This is a genomic window from Lysobacter claricitrinus, from assembly GCF_045866565.1.
Taxonomy (GTDB): Bacteria; Pseudomonadota; Gammaproteobacteria; order Xanthomonadales; family Xanthomonadaceae; genus Cognatilysobacter; species Cognatilysobacter claricitrinus.
In genome coordinates, this window is the sequence record NZ_BAAFZV010000002.1 from 697,583 (window position 1) to 716,262 (window position 18,680).

At 67.3% G+C, this 18,680-nt stretch carries 14 protein-coding genes; 12 read left to right on the forward strand and 2 right to left on the reverse strand.

Annotated features, from left to right (window positions below; genetic code table 11):
• The first annotated feature begins 106 nt into the window (after positions 1-106).
• The 5 genes from infB (at position 107) to pnp (ending at position 6,734) form a co-directional block, all read left to right on the forward strand.
• On the forward strand, positions 107-2,692 hold the full coding sequence (gene infB, locus ACKTTN_RS08150) for a translation initiation factor IF-2 (protein WP_407909355.1): 2,586 nt from the start codon (positions 107-109) through the stop codon (positions 2,690-2,692).
• Positions 2,693-2,698: 6 nt separating this feature from the next.
• A complete protein-coding gene (gene rbfA, locus ACKTTN_RS08155) occupies positions 2,699-3,094 on the forward strand; it encodes a 30S ribosome-binding factor RbfA (protein WP_407909356.1) in 396 nt (131 codons plus the stop codon).
• Positions 3,095-3,104: 10 nt separating this feature from the next.
• Entirely contained in the window at positions 3,105-4,088 is a 984-nt protein-coding gene (gene truB / locus ACKTTN_RS08160; protein WP_407909357.1) for a tRNA pseudouridine(55) synthase TruB, read from the forward strand.
• 161 nt (positions 4,089-4,249) lie between these two features.
• Positions 4,250-4,510: a 30S ribosomal protein S15 gene (gene rpsO, locus ACKTTN_RS08165; protein WP_407909358.1), complete on the forward strand. Its 261-nt coding sequence runs from the start codon at positions 4,250-4,252 to the stop codon at positions 4,508-4,510.
• Positions 4,511-4,625: 115 nt separating this feature from the next.
• Entirely contained in the window at positions 4,626-6,734 is a 2,109-nt protein-coding gene (gene pnp, locus ACKTTN_RS08170) for a polyribonucleotide nucleotidyltransferase (RefSeq protein WP_407909359.1), read from the forward strand.
• A 233-nt stretch (positions 6,735-6,967) separates the two neighbouring features.
• Here pnp and ACKTTN_RS08175 read toward each other — a convergent pair whose 3' ends face one another.
• Together ACKTTN_RS08175 and ACKTTN_RS08180 are read right to left on the reverse strand one after the other, a co-directional pair.
• On the reverse strand, positions 6,968-8,437 hold the full coding sequence (locus ACKTTN_RS08175; RefSeq protein ID WP_407909360.1) for a DUF1501 domain-containing protein: 1,470 nt from the start codon (positions 8,435-8,437) through the stop codon (positions 6,968-6,970).
• A 10-nt stretch (positions 8,438-8,447) separates the two neighbouring features.
• A complete protein-coding gene (locus ACKTTN_RS08180) occupies positions 8,448-10,241 on the reverse strand; it encodes a DUF1800 domain-containing protein (protein WP_407909361.1) in 1,794 nt (597 codons plus the stop codon).
• A 180-nt stretch (positions 10,242-10,421) separates the two neighbouring features.
• Here ACKTTN_RS08180 and ACKTTN_RS08185 point away from each other — a divergent pair, with 180 nt between their 5' ends.
• From ACKTTN_RS08185 to mtnA, 7 genes are all read left to right on the forward strand, one after another.
• Positions 10,422-11,036, forward strand: a complete 615-nt coding sequence (locus ACKTTN_RS08185; RefSeq protein WP_407909362.1) for a CDP-alcohol phosphatidyltransferase family protein — start codon at positions 10,422-10,424, stop codon at positions 11,034-11,036.
• Positions 11,037-11,086: 50 nt separating this feature from the next.
• Complete coding sequence (locus tag ACKTTN_RS08190; RefSeq protein WP_407909363.1) at positions 11,087-12,010, forward strand: poly(R)-hydroxyalkanoic acid synthase subunit PhaE; 924 nt, start codon at positions 11,087-11,089, stop codon at positions 12,008-12,010.
• Entirely contained in the window at positions 12,010-13,104 is a 1,095-nt protein-coding gene (locus ACKTTN_RS08195; RefSeq protein WP_407909364.1) for a class III poly(R)-hydroxyalkanoic acid synthase subunit PhaC, read from the forward strand. The genes ACKTTN_RS08190 and ACKTTN_RS08195 overlap by 1 nt, the downstream gene beginning before the upstream one ends.
• A gap of 4 nt (positions 13,105-13,108) precedes the next feature.
• Positions 13,109-15,460: an NAD-dependent DNA ligase LigA gene (gene ligA / locus ACKTTN_RS08200; RefSeq protein ID WP_407909365.1), complete on the forward strand. Its 2,352-nt coding sequence runs from the start codon at positions 13,109-13,111 to the stop codon at positions 15,458-15,460.
• Positions 15,460-16,434, forward strand: coding sequence for an EF-P lysine aminoacylase EpmA (gene epmA / locus ACKTTN_RS08205; RefSeq protein WP_407909366.1), 975 nt, complete (start codon positions 15,460-15,462; stop codon positions 16,432-16,434). Before ligA ends, epmA begins: the two co-directional genes overlap by 1 nt.
• Positions 16,435-16,530: 96 nt before the next feature.
• Positions 16,531-17,280 carry a DUF3011 domain-containing protein gene (locus tag ACKTTN_RS08210; protein ID WP_407909367.1) on the forward strand — a complete coding sequence of 250 codons (750 nt, stop codon included), beginning with the start codon at positions 16,531-16,533 and terminating at the stop codon, positions 17,278-17,280.
• 44 nt (positions 17,281-17,324) lie between these two features.
• A complete protein-coding gene (mtnA, locus tag ACKTTN_RS08215) occupies positions 17,325-18,380 on the forward strand; it encodes an S-methyl-5-thioribose-1-phosphate isomerase (RefSeq protein ID WP_407909368.1) in 1,056 nt (351 codons plus the stop codon).
• Positions 18,381-18,680: the final 300 nt, after the last annotated feature.

The window sequence follows — 18,680 nt, forward strand, 5'->3', positions numbered from 1 at the left end:
CCGCGAGACGGACGGCGGACCGGGTGACGGGGTCGGAAGGCCCGCCCGCGCTAGAATTCAATGGATACGCCCGGCTCCGGCCGCGCAACGAGAACACGGAAACCGAATGTCGCAGCAAACCACGATTCGCAAGCTCGCCGAACTGGTCAATACGCCGGTCGAGAAGCTGCTGGAACAGCTGGCGGAAGCCGGCATGTCCTTCAGCGGTCCCGATCAGGTCGTGACCAGCATGGAGAAGGTGAAGCTGCTCGGCTTTCTCAAGCGTGCGCACGGCAAGAGCGATGCGGCGGCCGCCGAGGTCGACGCGCCGAAGAAGATCACGCTCAACCGCAGCCGCAAGCAGGAAATCACTGTCGGCGGCGGCAAGGCCAAGCAGACGGTAGACGTCGTCGTCCGCAAGAAGGTCACGCTGGTGCGCCCGGACGGCAACGGCGCGGGTGGCGAGACCGACGAGCGCTCCGAGATCCTGCGCAAGCTCGAGGAATCGCGCCAGCGCAACCTCGACGAGCAGCAGCGCCTGGCCGAGTCCGACCGTCGCCGCGCCGAGGAGATCGAGCGCGCGCGCCAGGAGACGGAAGCGGCCGCCCGCGCACGCCTTGAGGCCGAGCGCGCAACCGCCGCTGCAGCCGAAGGCGAAGCGGAAGTCCGTCGCCCCGCCGCTGCCGGCCATGCGCACGGCCGTCCCGCGCCGCGCGCTGCCGAACCGGCGCGTGCTCCTGCACACGATCCGAAGCACAAGACGCGCGGCTCGCATGCGATGGTCGCGGGCGTCGAGGACGACGATCGCGCCAGCCGGTTCGCCGGCCAGATGCACCTCAGCGCCTCCGAGCGCGCCCGTCGTGGCGCCGCCCGTGGCAAGCCGAAGACGCAGCAGCGTCGCCAGCCGGACCAGAGCCGAACGGGTTCGGGCTTCCAGCGCCCCACTGCGCCGGTGCGCCGCGAGGTCGCGATCGGCGACACGGTGACCGTCGCCGAGCTCGCGCAGAAGCTCGCGCTCAAGGGCGGCGACGTCGTCAAGGCGCTCTTCAAGATGGGCGTGATGGCGACCATCAACCAGACGGTCGACCACGACACCGCGGTGCTCGTGACCGAGGAGCTCGGCCATACCGCGGTCCGCGCATCCGAGAACTCGGCCGAGGAACTGCTGATCGCGCATGTCGAGGACGTGCAGGGCGACAAGGCCCCGCGCCCGCCGGTCGTCACGATCATGGGCCACGTCGACCACGGCAAGACCTCGCTGCTGGACTTCATCCGTCGCACTAAGGTCGCGTCGGGCGAAGCCGGTGGCATCACGCAGCACATCGGCGCGTACCACGTCGAAACGCCGAAGGGCGTCATCAGCTTCCTCGACACCCCGGGCCACGCCGCGTTCTCCGCGATGCGCGCCCGCGGCGCCAAGCTGACCGACATCGTGGTGCTGGTCGTTGCGGCCGACGACGGCGTCATGCCGCAGACGGTCGAAGCCGTGCAGCATGCGAAGGCGGCCGGCGTGCCGGTCGTGGTCGCGGTCAACAAGATCGACAAGTCCGACGCCGATCCGAGCCGCGTCAAGAACGAATTGCTCGCGTACGACCTCGTCGCCGAGGAATTCGGCGGTGACGTGCAGATGGTCGAGCTGTCGGCCAAGACCGGCCAGGGCGTCGACGATCTGCTCGATGCGATCTCGCTGCAGGCCGAAGTCCTCGAGCTGCGCGCGGTGCCGACCGGTCGCGCGACCGGCGTGGTCATCGAGTCGTCGCTCGACAAGGGCCGCGGTCCGGTCGCGACGCTGCTCGTGCAGTCGGGCGAATTGCAGAAGGGCGACTACGTGGTCTGCGGCGTGCAGTACGGCCGCGTGCGTGCGCTGTTCGACGAGAACGGCCAGCAGGTGCAGTCGGCGGGTCCGTCGATTCCGGTGCAGGTGCTGGGGCTTTCGGGCGTGCCGGATGCCGGCGACGATCTCGTCGTCGTCGACGACGAACGCCTGGCGAAGGACGTCGCGCAGCAGCGTGACACCAAGCGTCGCGAGCATCGCCTCGTCGCGCAGCCGGGCAACCGCATGGAAGACATCCTCGCGCAGATGGGCGAGGGCGCCGGCCAGCTGGCGCTGAACCTCGTCGTCAAGGCGGACGTGCAGGGTTCCGTGCAGGCGCTGCGCGATGCACTGACCGGCCTGTCGAACGAACAGATCCGCATCAACGTGATCGGTTCGGGTGTCGGCGGCATCACCGAGTCGGACGCACAGCTCGCAGCGACGTCGAAGGCCACGGTCATCGGCTTCAACGTCCGTGCCGATGCATCGGCGCGCAAGGTCATCGAGAACCAGGGCGTCGACCTGCGTTACTTCTCGATCATCTACGACGTCATCGACCAGGTGAAGCAGATCGCCTCGGGCGTGCTCGGCGTGGAGATCCGCGAGGAGATCATCGGTACCGCCGAAGTGCGCGACGTGTTCCGTTCGTCGAAGTTCGGCGCGGTCGCGGGCTGCATGGTCATCGAGGGCGTGGTCAAGCGGAACAAGCCGATCCGCGTGCTCCGCCAGCAGACGGTCATCTTCGAAGGCGAACTCGAGTCGCTGCGTCGCTTCAAGGAGAACGTCGACGAAGTGCGCACGGGCACCGAATGCGGTATCGGCGTCAAGGCGTACAACGACGTCAAGCCGGGCGACCAGATCGAATGCTTCGAGCGCATCGAAGTGCAGCGCACGCTGTAATCGACGATGCCTTCGAAGAGCTTCCATCGCACCGATCGCGTTTCCGCCCAGCTCCGTCGCGAGCTGGGCACCCTCGTGCACGAAGCCGTGCGCGAGTTGGGCCTGCCGTCGGTCAGCGTGTCCGACGTCGAGGTCACGCGTGACATGGCCCACGCCAAGGTGTTCGTCACCGCGCTGCAGCCCGAGCGCGCCGACGAGGCCATGAAGGGGCTGAAAGAGGCGGCCAAGCAGATCCGTTACGAGCTCGCTCGAGCGATGAAGCTGCGGCACGTACCGGAACTGCATTTCCATTACGACGCTTCGTTCGATCGCGGCGAACGCATCGACCAGTTGCTGCAGGCGAATCCGCCGCTCGAAGACACGCCCGGTCCCGACGACGCTGCGGCACCGCGCGACGCCTGAGCGACGCCCGGTGAACGGCAAGACGCGATTCCGTCGACTCGACGGCATCCTGCTGCTCGACAAGCCCGCGGGCATGAGCTCGAATCAGGCGCTGCAGCGCGTCCGCCATCTGTTCCGCGCTGAAAAAGGCGGGCATACCGGCAGCCTCGATCCGCTCGCGACCGGCCTTCTGCCCGTCTGTTTCGGCGAGGCGACCAAGATCGCGGGACTGCTGCTCGGTGCGCGCAAGGCGTACGAGACGGTCGCGCGACTGGGAGTGACCACCGATACCGACGATGCCGACGGCGCCGTGTTGCGCGAGCGACCCGTGCCGCCGCTCGACGATGCGGCGATCGAAGCCGCGATGTCGGCATTCCAGGGACGCATCCGCCAACGCGCGCCCATCTACTCAGCGCTGAAGCAGGGCGGGGAACCGATGTATGCGCGCGCGCGGCGCGGCGAGACCGTCGAAGCGCCCGAGCGCGATGTCGACGTCGCGTCGTTCCGGCTTCTCGAGCGGACGGGCGATGGGCTGCGGCTCGCGGTCGAATGCGGCTCCGGAACGTACGTGCGCAGCCTCGTACGCGATCTTGGCGAAACGCTCGGCTGCGGCGCGCACGTCGCGGTGCTGCGGCGGGTCTGGGTCGACCCGTTCCGGTCGCCACGCATGTGGACGCTCGACGCGCTGCAGGCGCTTGCGGCCGACGGCGAGGCGGCGCTGGATGGATGCCTGATCTCGATCGAAAATGCCTTGGCGCACCGGCCACATATCGCGCTCGACGCCGACGAGTGCCGCCGCTTCGGATACGGCCAGTCGATCGAGTTGTCGCAAGCGGCCGTTGCGGGCGTGCCTGCTGTCTCGACGACAGCGGCCTCCAGCGCCGCGGCGCACGGTGATGCGGATCTGCTGGTCGTGACTGGCGCCGCGGGTCGCGTTTTGGGCCTTGCGAATATCGAGGGCCAACGGCTGCGTCCGCAGCGGCTTTTCAGTTGGGCGTCGACGCCCGCCGCTTAGCGGTCCGCGCACATTTCGCCTTGTTGGGGTCGACCCCCGCGGCTACAATACGCGCGCCCTTTCGGGCACCCCCTTATTTCACCCGGCGGACCATGTGGTGCGTCAGCGCGGTAATTCCGTCGCCGATCGCGTCTGCAGGTCCCGCGTCTCAAGGAAAAATGATGTCCCTCGATACCTCCAAGATCATCGGCGAGCACGCCCGCGGCACCAACGACACGGGTTCGCCGGAAGTGCAGGTCGCCCTGCTCACCGCGCGCATCGAGCAGCTGACCGGCCACTTCAAGATCCACAAGCAGGATCACCACAGCCGTCGTGGCCTGCTGCAGATGGTCAACCGCCGTCGCAGCCTGCTCGACTACCTGAAGCGCAAAGATAACGAGCGCTACAAGGCCCTGATCGAAAAGCTCGGTCTGCGCCGCTAAAGCAATCCCGACCGCGGCGCAGTGATGCGCCGCGGTTCGTTTTTGGGTAACAAAAAGCAGTACGGCCGGGGCAGGGGCTCCGGACGAAACCAAGCGACACAAGGGAACACACAACGTGGCGAAAATTACCAAGACCTTCCAGTACGGCGCCCACCAGGTCACGCTGGAGACCGGCGAAATTGCCCGCCAGGCGGGCGGCGCGGTCCTCGTGAAGATGGACGACACCGTGGTGCTCGTTTCGGCCGTTGCGGCCAAGACGGCACGTGAAGGCCAGGACTTCTTCCCGCTCACCGTCGACTACCAGGAGCGTTTCTACGCCGGTGGTCGCATCCCGGGCGGGTTCTTCAAGCGCGAAGGCCGCCAGACGGAGAAGGAGACGCTGATCTCGCGCCTCATCGACCGTCCGATCCGCCCGCTCTTCCCGGAAGAGTTCAAGAACGAAGTCCAGATCATCGCCACCGTGGTCTCGATGAACCCGGAGGTCGACGGTGACATCCCCGCGATGCTCGGCGCGTCCGCCGCGCTCGCGCTCACCGGCGCCCCGTTCCAGGGCCCGATCGGCGCCGCGAAGGTCGGTTACATCAACGGCCAGTACGTGCTGAACCCGACCGCCGCGCAGCTGAAGGAATCGGCGCTTGAACTCGTCGTCGCGGGTACGAAGGACGCGGTGTTGATGGTCGAATCCGAAGCCGACGTGCTCTCGGAAGACGTGATGCTCGGCGCCGTGATGTTCGGTCACCAGGCGCAGCAGATCGCGATCAACGCGATCAACGAACTCGTTGCCGAAGCCGGCACGCAGTCGTGGAACTGGGAAGCGCCCGCCAAGAACGAGTCGATGATCGACGCGCTGCGCAACGCTATTGGCGATCGCCTTGGCGCTGCGTACCAGATCGTCAACAAGGCCGACCGTCGCACGTCGATCCAGACGCTGAAGAAGGCCGCGCTCGAGATGCTGCAGCCGCACGTCGAGTCGAACGGCTGGAACGTCGGTGACGTGTCGAAGGAATTCGGCGAGCAGGAATACCAGACGATGCGCAACTCGGTGCTCCGCACCCGCAAGCGCATCGACGGCCGCGACCTGACCACGGTCCGCCCGATCACCTCGCGCGTCGGCGTGCTGCCGCGTACGCACGGCTCGGCGTTGTTCACGCGTGGCGAAACGCAGGCGCTCGTGGTCGCGACGCTCGGCACCGCGCGCGATGGCCAGATCATCGACGCCGTCTCGGGCGAGTACAAGGAACACTTCCTGTTCCATTACAACTTCCCGCCCTATTCGGTGGGCGAGACTGGCCGCATGATGGGCCCGAAGCGTCGCGAGATCGGCCACGGCCGCCTCGCCAAGCGCGGCATCCTCGCCGTCATGCCGACGATGGAAGAGTTCCCGTACACGATCCGCGTCGTGTCCGAGATCACCGAGTCGAACGGTTCGTCGTCGATGGCGTCGGTCTGCGGTTCGTCGCTGGCGCTGATGGACGCGGGCGTGCCGATCAAGGCGCCGGTCGCGGGCATCGCGATGGGCCTGATCAAGGAAGGCAACGACTTCGCCGTGCTGTCCGACATCCTTGGTGACGAGGACCACCTCGGCGACATGGACTTCAAGGTGGCCGGTACGTCGGAGGGCATCACCGCCCTGCAGATGGACATCAAGATCCAGGGCATCACCGAAGAGATCATGAAGGTCGCGCTCGCCCAGGCGAAGGAAGGCCGTCTGCATATCCTCGGTGAGATGGCCAGCGCGCTGACCACGCCGCGTACCGAGCTGTCCGAGTACGCGCCGCGCCTGCTGACCATGAAGATCCACCCGGACAAGATCCGCGAAGTGATCGGCAAGGGTGGCGCGACGATCCAGTCGATCACCAAGGAAACCGGCACGCAGATCGACATTCAGGACGACGGCACGATCGTCATCGCCTCGGTCAACGCCGCCGCCGCGCAGGCCGCGAAGGCGCGCATCGACCAGATCGTCTCCGACGTCGAGCCGGGCCGCATCTACGAAGGCAAGGTCGCGAAGATCATGGACTTCGGTGCGTTCGTGACCATCCTGCCGGGCAAGGACGGCCTGGTGCACGTGTCGCAGATCTCCAACGAGCGCGTCGAGAAGGTGTCCGACAAGCTCAAGGAAGGCGACGTGGTGAAGGTCAAGGTGCTGGAAGTCGACAAGCAGGGCCGCATCCGCCTGTCGATGAAGGCCGTCGAGGAAGGCGAGGGCGTGTCGGCGGAGTAATCACCGCGGTCATCGCTGGACTTTGAGAAAGCGGGCTTCGGCCCGCTTTTTCTTTGGGCGACGTCGCGACGCTTGCGAGTCGTTCGGGTTGCGCGTCGCCAACCGCGTGTGTGGCAGGAGCAAAGGCATTTCGCACGCTTCAACGCACGAAACGCTACCGAAACCTCGACAGAAGCCAGTGAGGTCAACCGCTAAGACGCGTGGATTCTCCGCGGCCGCGTGCCCGCGATCAATCAGAACATTCGACGCAACACCTGATCACGTACCGATCCACCACGTGCCCGAAGGCTCTGTTCGATCGCGATGTCCTGCTCGCTCTGCATCGGTTGTGTCGACGCGTCGACCGCACTGGCCGACGAACTTGCTTTCATCGGTGCCATCGCTGCGGTCATATCCGCGCCCTGCATGATCCCGAGCGGCGTGTACCCGCTGTAGCCGGGGAAGACGGTCGACAGGTTGTTGTTGCCCATGCGGCGGATGAGGATCTCCGACACCACGCGACGGTAGTCGGTCGTCACCGGCAGGTCGCCGTTCGCCGCGGCGATCACCGTGTCGGTCAACCCGGGCCACTGGCCGTAGAAACGTCGACCGTTGACCGCCCCGCCCATCACCAGCATCGGGTTGCCGTAGCCGTGGTCCGTTCCGCCTGCGGCGTTCTGGCGCATGCGTCGGCCGAACTCCGACATCACGATGGTGGTGACGCGACCCGCATTGCCGTTCGCTTCGAGCTCCGCCTGGAATGCCGAGAGCGCCTGCGAGAGTTCGGCGATCTTGTTCTGGTAGTAGTGATAGCCCGAGCCCGCGGTGCCCTGCGCGTCGTGCGTGTCCCAGCCGCCGAGGTCGACCGCCGCGTAGCGCAGGCCGACGCCGAACTTGATCGACTGCGCAACCGTCCACAGCTCGTTGCCGATCTGTGTGCTCGGCCACGTCGACGGCAGCGCGCCGTAGGGCTGTGCCGCGACCACGCGCAAGGCCTGTTCGGCGAGCGCGCCATTGCTTTCGAGTGCCGTCTGCCCGCTCCACATCTGATTGAGCGTTTCCTGCATGCCGACCAGGCCGGCCGGCGAATCCGAGCGCGTCTTCATCCACGCCCAGTTGCCGAGGTTGAGCTGGAAGTCGGTCGGGCTGTCCATGGTGATGGCGCGCGTCGTGCCATTGAGCGACACCGGCTCGCGCGGCATGCAGGCGAGCGCCGCCATGCTCGAGCCCGCGATGTTCCCCTGCGTGGCGATCGCACGCGCCATCCAGCCCGTGTTGAGCCCGCGCGCGACGCCCTGTTCGATCGCCATCTGCGCGTCGAAGTGGCTGCGCGATGCGGATGTCGCAAGGCCCGCGGCGTGCACGATCGCTACGCGTCCCGCGTTCCAAAGGTCGCGCAGTCCGGTCGCCGATGGATGCAGGCCGAAGCTGCTGCCGCTGCCGTCGCTGTACGTGAGCGGCAACGCACCGTAGGTACCGCTCGCGGCGATGTTGAGATTCGGGCGCACCGACTCGTAGTAGGCGCGATCGCTGCTGCCGAGCGGCACGACGAAGTTGAGCCCGTCCATCGCGCCGCGCAGGAACAGCATGACGACGACATCGCCGTCGCTGGCGGCGGCGCGTGCGTCGTTGCCGAAGATGAGGCGCGGGCCGACCGCGGTGGCCGCGGCGCTCGCGCAGACGCCCTTGAGGAACTGGCGACGGGTGAATTGTGGCGTATGCATGGCGTCGCCCTCAGCGGCTCAGGAATTCAGGCGAGAGCAGGATCATCGACACCGTGCTCTTGAGCCGCGACTGGTTGTAGTGCTTCTTCAGATCGCTACCGGCCCACACCTCGTTGTCGCCGATCACGTACGTCGCCGCGTCCCCGTTCTGCGCGAGGAATTTCGTGAGCACGTTGCGACGCGCCGCATCCGGCGTGTAGCCGAGCAGGCGCCCGCACCAGTAGTCGACGAGGTTGTTCGCGGTCCACGAACCCGCGGCGACGTTCGCTCGTGTCTCCTGCAGCAGCGGAATCAGTTGGACGCCGTTGTCGGCGGTGTCGGTGAGCCAGTCGAGCATCCGCCACGTCTGGCCATAGCTGTTCGACCCCGACCACGGCGCGGTGACATCCGGATAACCGTTGGGCGCCGGCCAGCCGAATGGCGTGTGGCCGGTGAAGCCGAAGCGCCAGACGAATTCGTTGCTGCGATCGCCGGTAGTGGCGAGCGTCCAGTCCGAATTGCCCGCACGCATCGCCGCGACGACGGCGGTGAACGGTTTGCGTGTCTTGTTGCCCCACGCGTTGTACATCTCGGTGGAATTGAGAATGTGGCGCAGCACCTTGGTGATCTGATCCGGCGCCTGCCAGTTGTCGCGGAACACCTGCGCGGCGCTCCAGATCAGCGGCTGCGACGGCGTATCGTTGATGAAGCGACGAATGATCTTGGCGCAGATGTGCCGCGCCACCGCTGGGTGTGATGCGAGACGATCCAGCACGTCGCGGCCGTCCTTCATGTCCGGCTGCTCGGGCCCCAGCTGCTTGCCGAGAATGGTCTTCGGGTTCGTGTCGTGCCACGCGGCGCGATAGACGAAGCTGCCGTCGTTTTCGTTGGGAAACTGCCAGTTGCCGTCGCGCAGCGTCCAGCCGGTGAACGCGGCGGCGACTTCGTAGACGTCGATGTCCGTGTAGCCGGCGGGGTAGCTCGAATCGGCCGGATCGCGCGGGATCGTCGCCGGGTCCTGGAAGCCGTAGTAGTTCTCGCTGCCCAGCGTGTGCAGCTCCATCAGCTCGCGCGCCCAGTTCTCGTTCTGGCCGGCCTTGGTGTTCGAGTAGTTGTCGAGGAAGTAGAGCATCGACGGGCTTTTCGCGACGTCCTCCAGCATCGTGCGGAAATTGCCGAACGCGTTCCTGCGGATGACGTCGCGATCGAAGTGCGGAAACACCGGGCCGGCCGAGTAGTCGTAGCCGAACACGCTGAAGTGGTCGTGCCAGAAGTCGACCGTCATCTCGAACAGTTGCCGGCGCGAATACGTCGCGCGAACGAATGCGGCACGCTGCATTTCCAGCGCGGGCAGCATGCGCACCTCCCACGCGGGGTTCGGCAGGACGTGGTCGGCCCAGAGCTGCGCGAGCGACTTGCCGAGCGTGACGTAGCCACCGCGCGACAGACGCGCGTCGACCGCGCTGTCGTCGATCGATGTGTAGTCGAGCTGCCAGTCGACCCAGTTCGCGAGGCGCTGGACGTCGGTCGAACCCAGGCCCTGGAACTCCGCGAGCGACGCCTTGGTCGGGCCGAAGCTGAGGTTGCGCAACATTCGCACCGCGAACGGCGCGCGGGCGAGGGTGAGCATCTCGGCCGGAAGCGCGGCGCCTGCGCCGACCTCGGGCGCCACGCTCCGAACGAACGGCTGGCTGCGGATGCGCATGCCGTCGCCGTACTTCTGCGCGAGGGAGTAAACGGGCGCGGGGGCGCGGCGCGTGACGGTCCAGAAGCCACCACGGCGGGCGACGCGGGCCGGCCGCATCGCATACATCGAACGCTTCATATCCTTCCTCTGGATCCCCCTCCAGTAGGAAGCACTATAGAAATCAACAGCTTGCGGAAACGGGTGCGCCGTCACGGCTACGTGTCAAAAAATTGGCGACCGCCGCTCGGGAAAGTGAACCCGCTGTTGCGTGCGTCACACTCGGTTTGGCACGCTGCCGCGAAACCGACGGATGCCCCGATGAAGCGCCACTTTTCGATGATCCGCGACTTCCAGCTCGCCGACTGGTTCACCCTCGGCAACGCCTTCTGTGGCAGCGGGGCGATCTTCGCGGCCATGCGCTTCCTGCAGGACGGGGTGGTACGCGACCTGCTGTTCGGCATGGCGCTGATCCCGCTCGCGTTCGTGTTCGACGCGCTGGACGGGCGCGTCGCGCGCTGGCGACAGTCGGCCTCGACGCTGGGCCGCGAACTCGATTCGCTGGCGGACGTGATCTCGTTCGGCGTCGCACCCGCAGCGCTGGCCTACGCCTGCGGCCTGCAGGGCGGCTGGGACTGGATCGTGCTGAGCTACTTCGTGGGCTGCGGCGTGAGCCGACTCGCGCGCTACAACGTCACCGCCGAGCAGCTTTCCGGCGGCGGCGACAAGGTGAAGTACTTCGAAGGCACGCCCATTCCGACCAGCCTGCTGCTGGTCGTCGTGCTCGCCGTGGCGGCGATGCGCGGCGCGCTAGGGTCCAGCGCGTGGGGCGGCGTGGTGCAACTCGGCCCGTGGCAGCTGCATCCGCTGGTGTTGATGTTCGCGCTGTCGGGCTCGCTGATGATCAGCAAGACCGTGCGCATACCGAAGCCGTAACCGGCGCGTAAGTCGCGTTGGTTATCATCGGCACTCGATCGGAGGACACCATGTCGACATCACCGTTCGGGGCCGCCGGCTTCGGATTTCCCGCGTTCGATCCCGCCACGTTCGAGCGCCTCGGGCGCCAGTGGTTTGCCGCTATGAGTCCGCAACCCGCCGCGCCCGCCGCGCCGGATCCGTTCGCATGGTGGAAGCCTGCGGCACCACCGACACCCGCATCCGGTTTCGATCCGACGGCGCTCGCCAACCAGTGGATGACGCAGATGCAGCAGCTCGCCGCGCAGTTCGGCGGCAGCGGCGAGGCGCAGGCGGCGGACATCGCGCGCGCGTGGCGCTCGATGCTGGGCGACAACCCGTTCGCGCAGGGCGGGTTCGCGAGTGCATTCATGCCCGCCGCGTTCTTCGGCGGCGCAAATGCGTCGCGCGCACCGTTCGACCTCCCGGCGTTCGGCTACACGCGCGAGCACCAGGAGCGCATGCAGGCCTTCGCGAAGGCCACTGGCGACTTCCAGCAGGCGTCGCAAGCCTTCAACGCGATCATCGCCGAAGCGGGGCAGGGCGCGTTTTCGCGCTTCGAGTCACTTCTCGCCAAGCGCGGCACCGATGGCAAGCCGGTGGAGACGGCGCGTGCGCTATTCGATCTCTGGATCGATGCCGCTGAAGACGCGTACGCCGACATCGCCTTGAGCGATCGCTTCCAGGCGGCGTTCGGCGACTACATCAATGCGCAGATGCGTGTTCGCGCGGCGATGCAGAAGGAAGTCGAACTCGCCTGCGCGCAATGGGGCATTCCCGGCCGCGCCGAAGTCGACGCCGCGCATCGCAAGGTGGCGCAGCTCGAACGCGAACTGCGTCGGCTGCGCGAGGTCGTCGAAGCGATGTCGGCGCCGCCGCCGCGCGACCCCGAACCCGCGCCCGCCGCACAACCGCGTGCCGCCAAGGCCGCGCCCCGCAAGACGGGTAAACGCTGATGGACACGCCGTTCGGCTCGCCGATGAACATCGGCCTCGACGCGCTCGCGCGTGAAGCGCTGCAGACGCAGGCGCGGCTGCGCAAGGGCATGGAAACCCTGTCGACGCTGGACCCGGTCGACATCGGCGCAAGTGAACGCGAAGAGGTCTGGCGCGATGGCAAGGTCGCCGTCTACCGCTTCCGTCGCGATGGCGTCACGCCCACCGAGACGGTCCCGCTGCTGATCGCCTACGCGCTGGTCAACCGCCCGTACATGGTCGACCTGCAGAGCGACAAGTCGATCGTGCGCGGCCTGCTCGAGCGCGGGCAGGACGTCTACATCATCGACTGGGGTTATCCCGACCGTTCGGATCGCTTCCAGACCCTCGAGGACTACATCCAGCGCTACCTCGGCGGCGCCGTCGACCACCTGCGCAAGGCGCATGGCGTCGACGCCATCAACCTGCTCGGCATCTGCCAGGGCGGCGCGTTCTCGCTGTGCTACGCCGCGCTCAATCCGCGCAAGGTTCGCAACCTCGTCACCATGGTGACGCCGGTCGACTTCCATACCGACGACAACATGCTCGCCGGCTGGGCGCGCTCGCTCGACATCGACCTGATGGTCGACACGCTGGGCAACGTACCGGCCGATGTCATGAACTGGTGCTACCTCACGCTCAAGCCGTACCGGCTGCTCGTGCAGAAGTACGTCGGGCTCGTCGACATCCTCGAGGACAAGCGCGCGGTCGAGGATTTCCTGCGCATGGAGACGTGGATCTTCGATTCGCCGGACCTCATCGGCGAAACGTTCCGCGAGTTCATGAAGCAGTTCTACCAGGAGAACGGGCTGGTCAACGGCACGGTGCGCGTTGGCGATCGCACCGTCGACCTGAAGGCGATCGACATGCCGGTGTTCAACATCTACGCCGAGCAGGATCACCTCGTGCCGCCCGCCGCATCGAAGCCGTTGCGCGGACTCGTTGGAACGAAGGATTACAGCGAGCTTTCGTTCCGCGGTGGCCACATCGGCATCTACGTGTCCGGCCGTGCGCAGCGCGACATTCCGCAGGGCATCCACGACTGGTTGTCGCAGCGATCGAAGGGCGCCCGCTGACCGCATGGCTAGACCGGCTGCACGCATCGACGAGCTGCGCCGCCTGATCGCGGACGCGAACCATCGCTACTACGTGCTCGACGATCCCTCGGTGCCCGACGCCGAGTACGACCGCTGGATGCGCGAGCTGCTCGCGCTGGAATCGGATAACCCGGATCTCGCAACGGATGACTCACCGACGCAGCGCGTCGGCGCCGTGCCGGCGACCGCGTTCGCGCAGGTGCGCCACGTCGTGCCGATGCTCTCGTTGTCGAACGCGTTCACGGACGAGGAAGTCGCCGACTTCGTTCGGCGAATCGAACAGACGCTCGATGTTCGCGATCCGGCGTTTTCCGTCGAACCCAAGCTCGATGGCCTCGCCATCAGCCTGCGCTACGAGCAGGGCAGGCTCGTCGTCGCCGCAACGCGCGGCGATGGCGCCACCGGCGAGGACGTTACCGGCAACGCGCGGACGATTCGCAGCGTGCCGCTGAGCCTGCGTGGCAGCGGTTGGCCCGAGGTGCTGGAGGTGCGTGGCGAAGTGTTCATGCCGGTCGCCGCGTTCAATGCCTACAACGAAAAGGCGCTCGCCGACGGCGCGAAACCGCTGGCAAACCCTCGCAATGGCGCCGCCGGTTCGCTGCGCCAGCTCGACTCGCGCATCACGGCGCAACGCCCGCTCGCGTTCTACGCGTACGCGACCGGCGTGGTCGAAGGCGGCACGTTGCCCGACACGCATTCGCAGGTGCTCGCAAAGCTGCGCGACTGGGGTTTCCCGGTCAGCGCAGAGAATGCGGTCGTCCGCGGTGCGGATGGACTGCTCGCCTACTACCGCGACATCGGCGCACGACGCGCGTCGCTGCCGTTCGACATCGACGGCGTCGTCTACAAGCTCGACGACTACGCCGGCCAGCGCGAAATGGGCTTCGTCTCGCGCGCGCCGCGCTGGGCGATCGCGCACAAGTTTCCCGCGCAGGAACAGATGACGCTGCTGGAGTCGATCGAGATCCAGATCGGTCGCACGGGCGCCGCGACGCCGGTGGCGCGCCTGCGACCGGTCCATGTCGCCGGCGTGGTGGTGACCAGCGCGACGCTGCACAACGCCGACCAGGTCGCGCGCCTCGACGTACGCGTCGGTGACACGGTGATCGTGCGCCGCGCGGGCGACGTGATTCCGGAGATCGTTCGCGTTGTCGAATCGGAACGGCCGCGCGGTGCGAAACCGTGGCGGATGCCCGACGCGTGCCCGGTCTGCGGCTCGGAGATCGTTCGCGAGGAAGGGCAGGCGGTATGGCGCTGTTCGGGGGAACTCACCTGTGCCGCGCAGCGCAAGGAAGCCGTGCGCCATTTCGCGTCGCGTCGAGCGATGGACATCGAAGGCCTCGGCGACCGCTTCATCGAGGATCTCTGCGACCTCGGTTACGTGAAGCAGCTCGGCGATCTGTATGCGCTGACGCTCGACGACCTGCTCGCGATGAAGCGCGAGATCGATGCGCGTGATGTGGAGCCGAACGACGCGGAGCCCGCGACGAAGGCGCGCGGCAAGGTCGCTACGAAGTGGGCCGAAAACCTGCTCGAATCGATCGATCGCAGCCGCGCTACGACACTCGAACGGCTGCTGTTCGCGCTCGGCATCGAGCACGTGGGCGAGAGCACGGCGAAGGCGCTGGCCGCGTGGTTCGGTTCGCTCGATATCGTGCGTCGCCTGCCGTGGCCGCTGTTCAAGGCGCTGCCTGACATCGGCGGCGAAGTGGCGCGCTCGCTCGGCCATTTCTTCGACCAGCCGGGTAACCAGCAGGTCATCGATACGCTGCTCGCGCGCGGCGTGGCGCCGACGGACGAGCATGCGCCGTCGCCGAAGCTGCGCGAACGGCTCGATGTCGCCACCCTGCTGGTGGATCTGGAGATTCCGAAAGTCACGCGCCTGCGTGCCGAGCAGATCGGAGCGGCGATTGATGCCGCGGCCCTGGCGGACGTCGATGCTTCGACCCTCGTCGCCGGCGGGGTACCGGAGGCGGTCGCCGAAGCGTTCGTTGCGTGGCGCGCGGAGGTCGGCAACCGGGCGCTGCTGAAGACGTCACTGGCCGCGCGGTCGCAATTGCTCGACACGCTTCCGACCGACGCCGCGTCTGCCGGTCCGCTCGACGGGACGACGGTGGTGCTGACCGGCTCGCTGTCGTCGATGACGCGCGAACAGGCCGGCGAGAAGCTCGAAGCGCTAGGCGCGAAGGTGGCCGGCAGCGTGTCGAAGAAGACCGGGTTCGTCGTCGCCGGCGAAAGCGCGGGCTCCAAGCTGGAGAAGGCGCAGCAGCTGGGCGTCGACGTGTGGGACGAAGCGCGGCTGCTCGCATTCCTCGCGCAGCACGGGGTCGCGTGATGGACGCGCCGTGGCAACCGTCGGCGACGCCTGAGGCGTTGCGGCTGCGGGCGTCGGTGAATCGTCGCATCCGCGACTTCATGGCCGCGCGCGGCGTCCTTGAAGTGGAGACGCCGGTGATGTCGCGCGCGGGCAACACCGATCCGAACATCGCGTCATTCGCGGTCGACTTCAGTGGCCGCACCGACGGCGCGCCGCGCACGCGCTGGTTGCGGACGTCGCCCGAGTTTGCACTGAAGCGCCTGCTCGCGTCGGGCGTGGGCGACTGCTACGAGCTCGGCCGCGTATTCCGTGACGGCGAAGCGGGTGGGCGGCACAACCCGGAATTCACGATGCTGGAGTGGTACCGCGTCGGTATCGATCACGTCGAACTTGCACGCGAAGTCGCCGACCTGGTCGAGCAGTGCCTTGCGCTGGTCGGTCGCACGGCACGCGTCGACGAGACGACGTACGGCGCCCTGTTCCATTCGCGACTTGGCATCGATGCACACCGCGACGACATTGAAATCCTGCGCGCCGCGCTCGGTGACGTGCGCATCGATCCGGACGGGCTGTCTCGTGACGACTGGCTCGACCTGCTGATGACGCACCGCATCCAACCGACGTTCGCGGCCGACACGATCCACGTTGTCCACGACTATCCGGCGTCGCAATGTGCGCTCGCCCGCGTCCGCGACGGTGATCCGGCGGTGGCGGAGCGTTTCGAGATCTACCTTGGGCCGCTGGAACTCGCCAACGGCTACCACGAGCTCACCGACGCCGCCGAGCAGCGCCGTCGTTTCGACGCGGACATTGCGCGTCGCAACATGCACGGCACCGCCGCGGTGCCGCGCGACGACGCGCTGCTCGATGCGCTGGCGAATGGTTTGCCAGCGTGCGCGGGCGTCGCACTGGGGGTCGACCGGCTGCTGATGGCGCTGCAGGGCACGCCGCGCATAGCGGACGTGCTCGCATTCGATTTCGCCCGCGCCTGACGCCGGATAAATGAACACCGGCCGCACGCATTCCGGACGAGCGCCGTTCACTTCGGCGCGTTACAGTCGGTCTGCAACGACTGGCGGAGACGGACCATGGTGACGCGCGTAGCGATCGGTTTTGCGATCGCGATCGGGGCATGCGCCGCCGCGTCGCTCCCGGTTCGCGCGTGGGGCCCACCGCCGGACGGGCGCACGCTGAGATGCGAGTCGTCCGACGGGCACACGCAGGAATGCCCGGTCGATGCGAGTGGTGGTGCGCGACTGTTGCGCCAGTTGTCGAAGACGCCGTGCATCGAAGACCAGACGTGGGGACGCACGCGGCGCTCGATCTGGGTGACGCAGGGATGTCGCGGCGAATTCCTCGCGATGTCCGATGGTGACGGCAGTGCAGACCTCGGGCCGATCCGCGGAAACGACCGCCTGTTCCGCTGCGGGTCCGACAGCGGTCGCTGGACGCATTGCGCGGCGCGCGCCGGCGCGCAGATCGAGATCGTTCGGCAGCTGTCGCGTTCGCAATGCATCCGCGGCCAGTCGTGGGGCGTGGATCGCGAAGGCGTGTGGGTGAGCGGCGGATGTCGCGCCGAGTTCCGCATTCTCGGTAACGGCGGCTGGACCCGCCCGACGGCCGTGGCGCCGTCGCGCCTGCGCTGCGAGTCCGACAAGGGCCGCGTGCACAGTTGCGCGATCGCGCCGCGCGCGGAGGTTCGTCTGCTGCACCAGCTGTCGCACACCGCATGCGTCGAAGGGCAGACGTGGGGCGTGGACGAGCGCGGCCTGTGGGTCGACGGCGGCTGCCGCGCGGAGTTCGAGGTGGGCGGCGGCGTTCTCGCCAGCGGTCGCTGACACCACGTCGCCGGGCGTTCGCGCGCCGCACGTAGAATGCGTGCATGGATGCCGCCTTCGATTTCGACCGCTACGACCGTGTCCGTCCCATCCGCTGGACGGGCGATGCCCTGGAACTGCTCGATCAACGCAAGTTGCCGTTCGCGGTGGAGTACGTGCGTTGCGACGACTACATCGCGGTTGCCGACGCCATTGCCAACCTGACCGTGCGCGGCGCGCCCGCGATCGGCATCGCCGCGGCCTGGGGTGCGGTACTCGCAGCGCGCGACGTGCAGGCCTCGAGCGGCGCCGAAGCGATGCAGCAACTCGATGCGGCGTTCATGCACCTCAACGCCGCGCGGCCGACCGCCGTGAATCTCGCATGGGCGCTCGCGCGCCTGCGTCGCGTCGTGCAGGGCGCCGGCGCCGACTGGCACGACGTGCTGCTTCGCGAAGCCGAAGCGATCGCGACCGAAGACCTCGCGGCGAACCGTCGCATGGGCGCCCTCGGGGCGGCGATGATCGCGCCGGGCAGTCGCGTGCTCACCCACTGCAACACCGGCTCGCTGGCGACCGCGGGCTTCGGTACTGCGCTCGGCGTGATCCGCGCCGGTGTCGCGCAGGGCCGCATCGACAAGGTCTATGCAGGCGAAACGCGGCCGTGGCTGCAGGGCGCGCGCCTGACGGTGTGGGAACTCGAGCAGGACGGCATCGTGCCCACGCTGATCGCCGACTCGGCCGCAGCGCACCTGATGCGCACCGGCGGCGTGCAGTGGGTGGTGGTCGGCGCGGATCGCATCTGCGCGAACGGCGACACCGCCAACAAGATCGGCACGTACCAGCTCGCGATCGCGGCGCGGCACCATGGCGTGAAGTTCATGGTGGCGGCACCCTCGTCGACGGTCGACCTCGACACGCCAGATGGCGACGCGATCCACATCGAGGAACGCGAGGCAACCGAGCTGTTCTCCCTTGGTGGCGTGCGTACCGCGGCCGAGCGCGTGGAGGCGTGGAATCCGGTATTCGACGTGACCCCGCACGACCTGATCGACGTGATCGTCACCGAGCGAGGCGTCATCGAACGGCCGGACGAGGCGGCGATGCGGGCGGCCTTCGGCTGACGACGCATCGTCCCGGCGACCGCGCCGCTACACGGGTTCGACGGGTGTTGTCGACGGATGTATCGCGTCCGGCTCCGACCCTGATGACAACCCCGCCGAGCCGCTTTCCGCCGCGTCACTAGCGTCCGGAGAGCCGCTTCGCAGCCATTTCCAGAGCGCGCCGGAGCGGCCGCAGTAATCCGCGTCTCCCAACCGGCTGTCGCGCACGTAAGTTCTTGTTTTAGCGCTGGAAATGGCGTGCGGTGACAGGCTGCGCGTGGTAACATTTCACCTCTTTCGGACACCCCTCCGGGAACGCGG

Excerpts from the sequence above, each read along its gene's own strand:
- rbfA (WP_407909356.1), top strand. The coding sequence starts at position 2,699 with ATGCCTTCGAAGAGCTTCCATCGCACCGATCGCGTTTCCGCCCAGCTC.
- ACKTTN_RS08180 (WP_407909361.1), bottom strand. The coding sequence starts at position 10,241 with ATGAAGCGTTCGATGTATGCGATGCGGCCGGCCCGCGTCGCCCGCCGT.
- ACKTTN_RS08195 (WP_407909364.1), top strand. The coding sequence starts at position 12,010 with ATGGACACGCCGTTCGGCTCGCCGATGAACATCGGCCTCGACGCGCTC.
- infB (WP_407909355.1), top strand. The coding sequence starts at position 107 with ATGTCGCAGCAAACCACGATTCGCAAGCTCGCCGAACTGGTCAATACG.
- ACKTTN_RS08190 (WP_407909363.1), top strand. The coding sequence starts at position 11,087 with ATGTCGACATCACCGTTCGGGGCCGCCGGCTTCGGATTTCCCGCGTTC.
- ligA (WP_407909365.1), top strand. The coding sequence starts at position 13,109 with ATGGCTAGACCGGCTGCACGCATCGACGAGCTGCGCCGCCTGATCGCG.
- epmA (WP_407909366.1), top strand. The coding sequence starts at position 15,460 with ATGGACGCGCCGTGGCAACCGTCGGCGACGCCTGAGGCGTTGCGGCTG.
- rpsO (WP_407909358.1), top strand. The coding sequence starts at position 4,250 with ATGTCCCTCGATACCTCCAAGATCATCGGCGAGCACGCCCGCGGCACC.
- ACKTTN_RS08210 (WP_407909367.1), top strand. The coding sequence starts at position 16,531 with ATGGTGACGCGCGTAGCGATCGGTTTTGCGATCGCGATCGGGGCATGC.
- ACKTTN_RS08185 (WP_407909362.1), top strand. The coding sequence starts at position 10,422 with ATGAAGCGCCACTTTTCGATGATCCGCGACTTCCAGCTCGCCGACTGG.
- mtnA (WP_407909368.1), top strand. The coding sequence starts at position 17,325 with ATGGATGCCGCCTTCGATTTCGACCGCTACGACCGTGTCCGTCCCATC.
- ACKTTN_RS08175 (WP_407909360.1), bottom strand. The coding sequence starts at position 8,437 with ATGCATACGCCACAATTCACCCGTCGCCAGTTCCTCAAGGGCGTCTGC.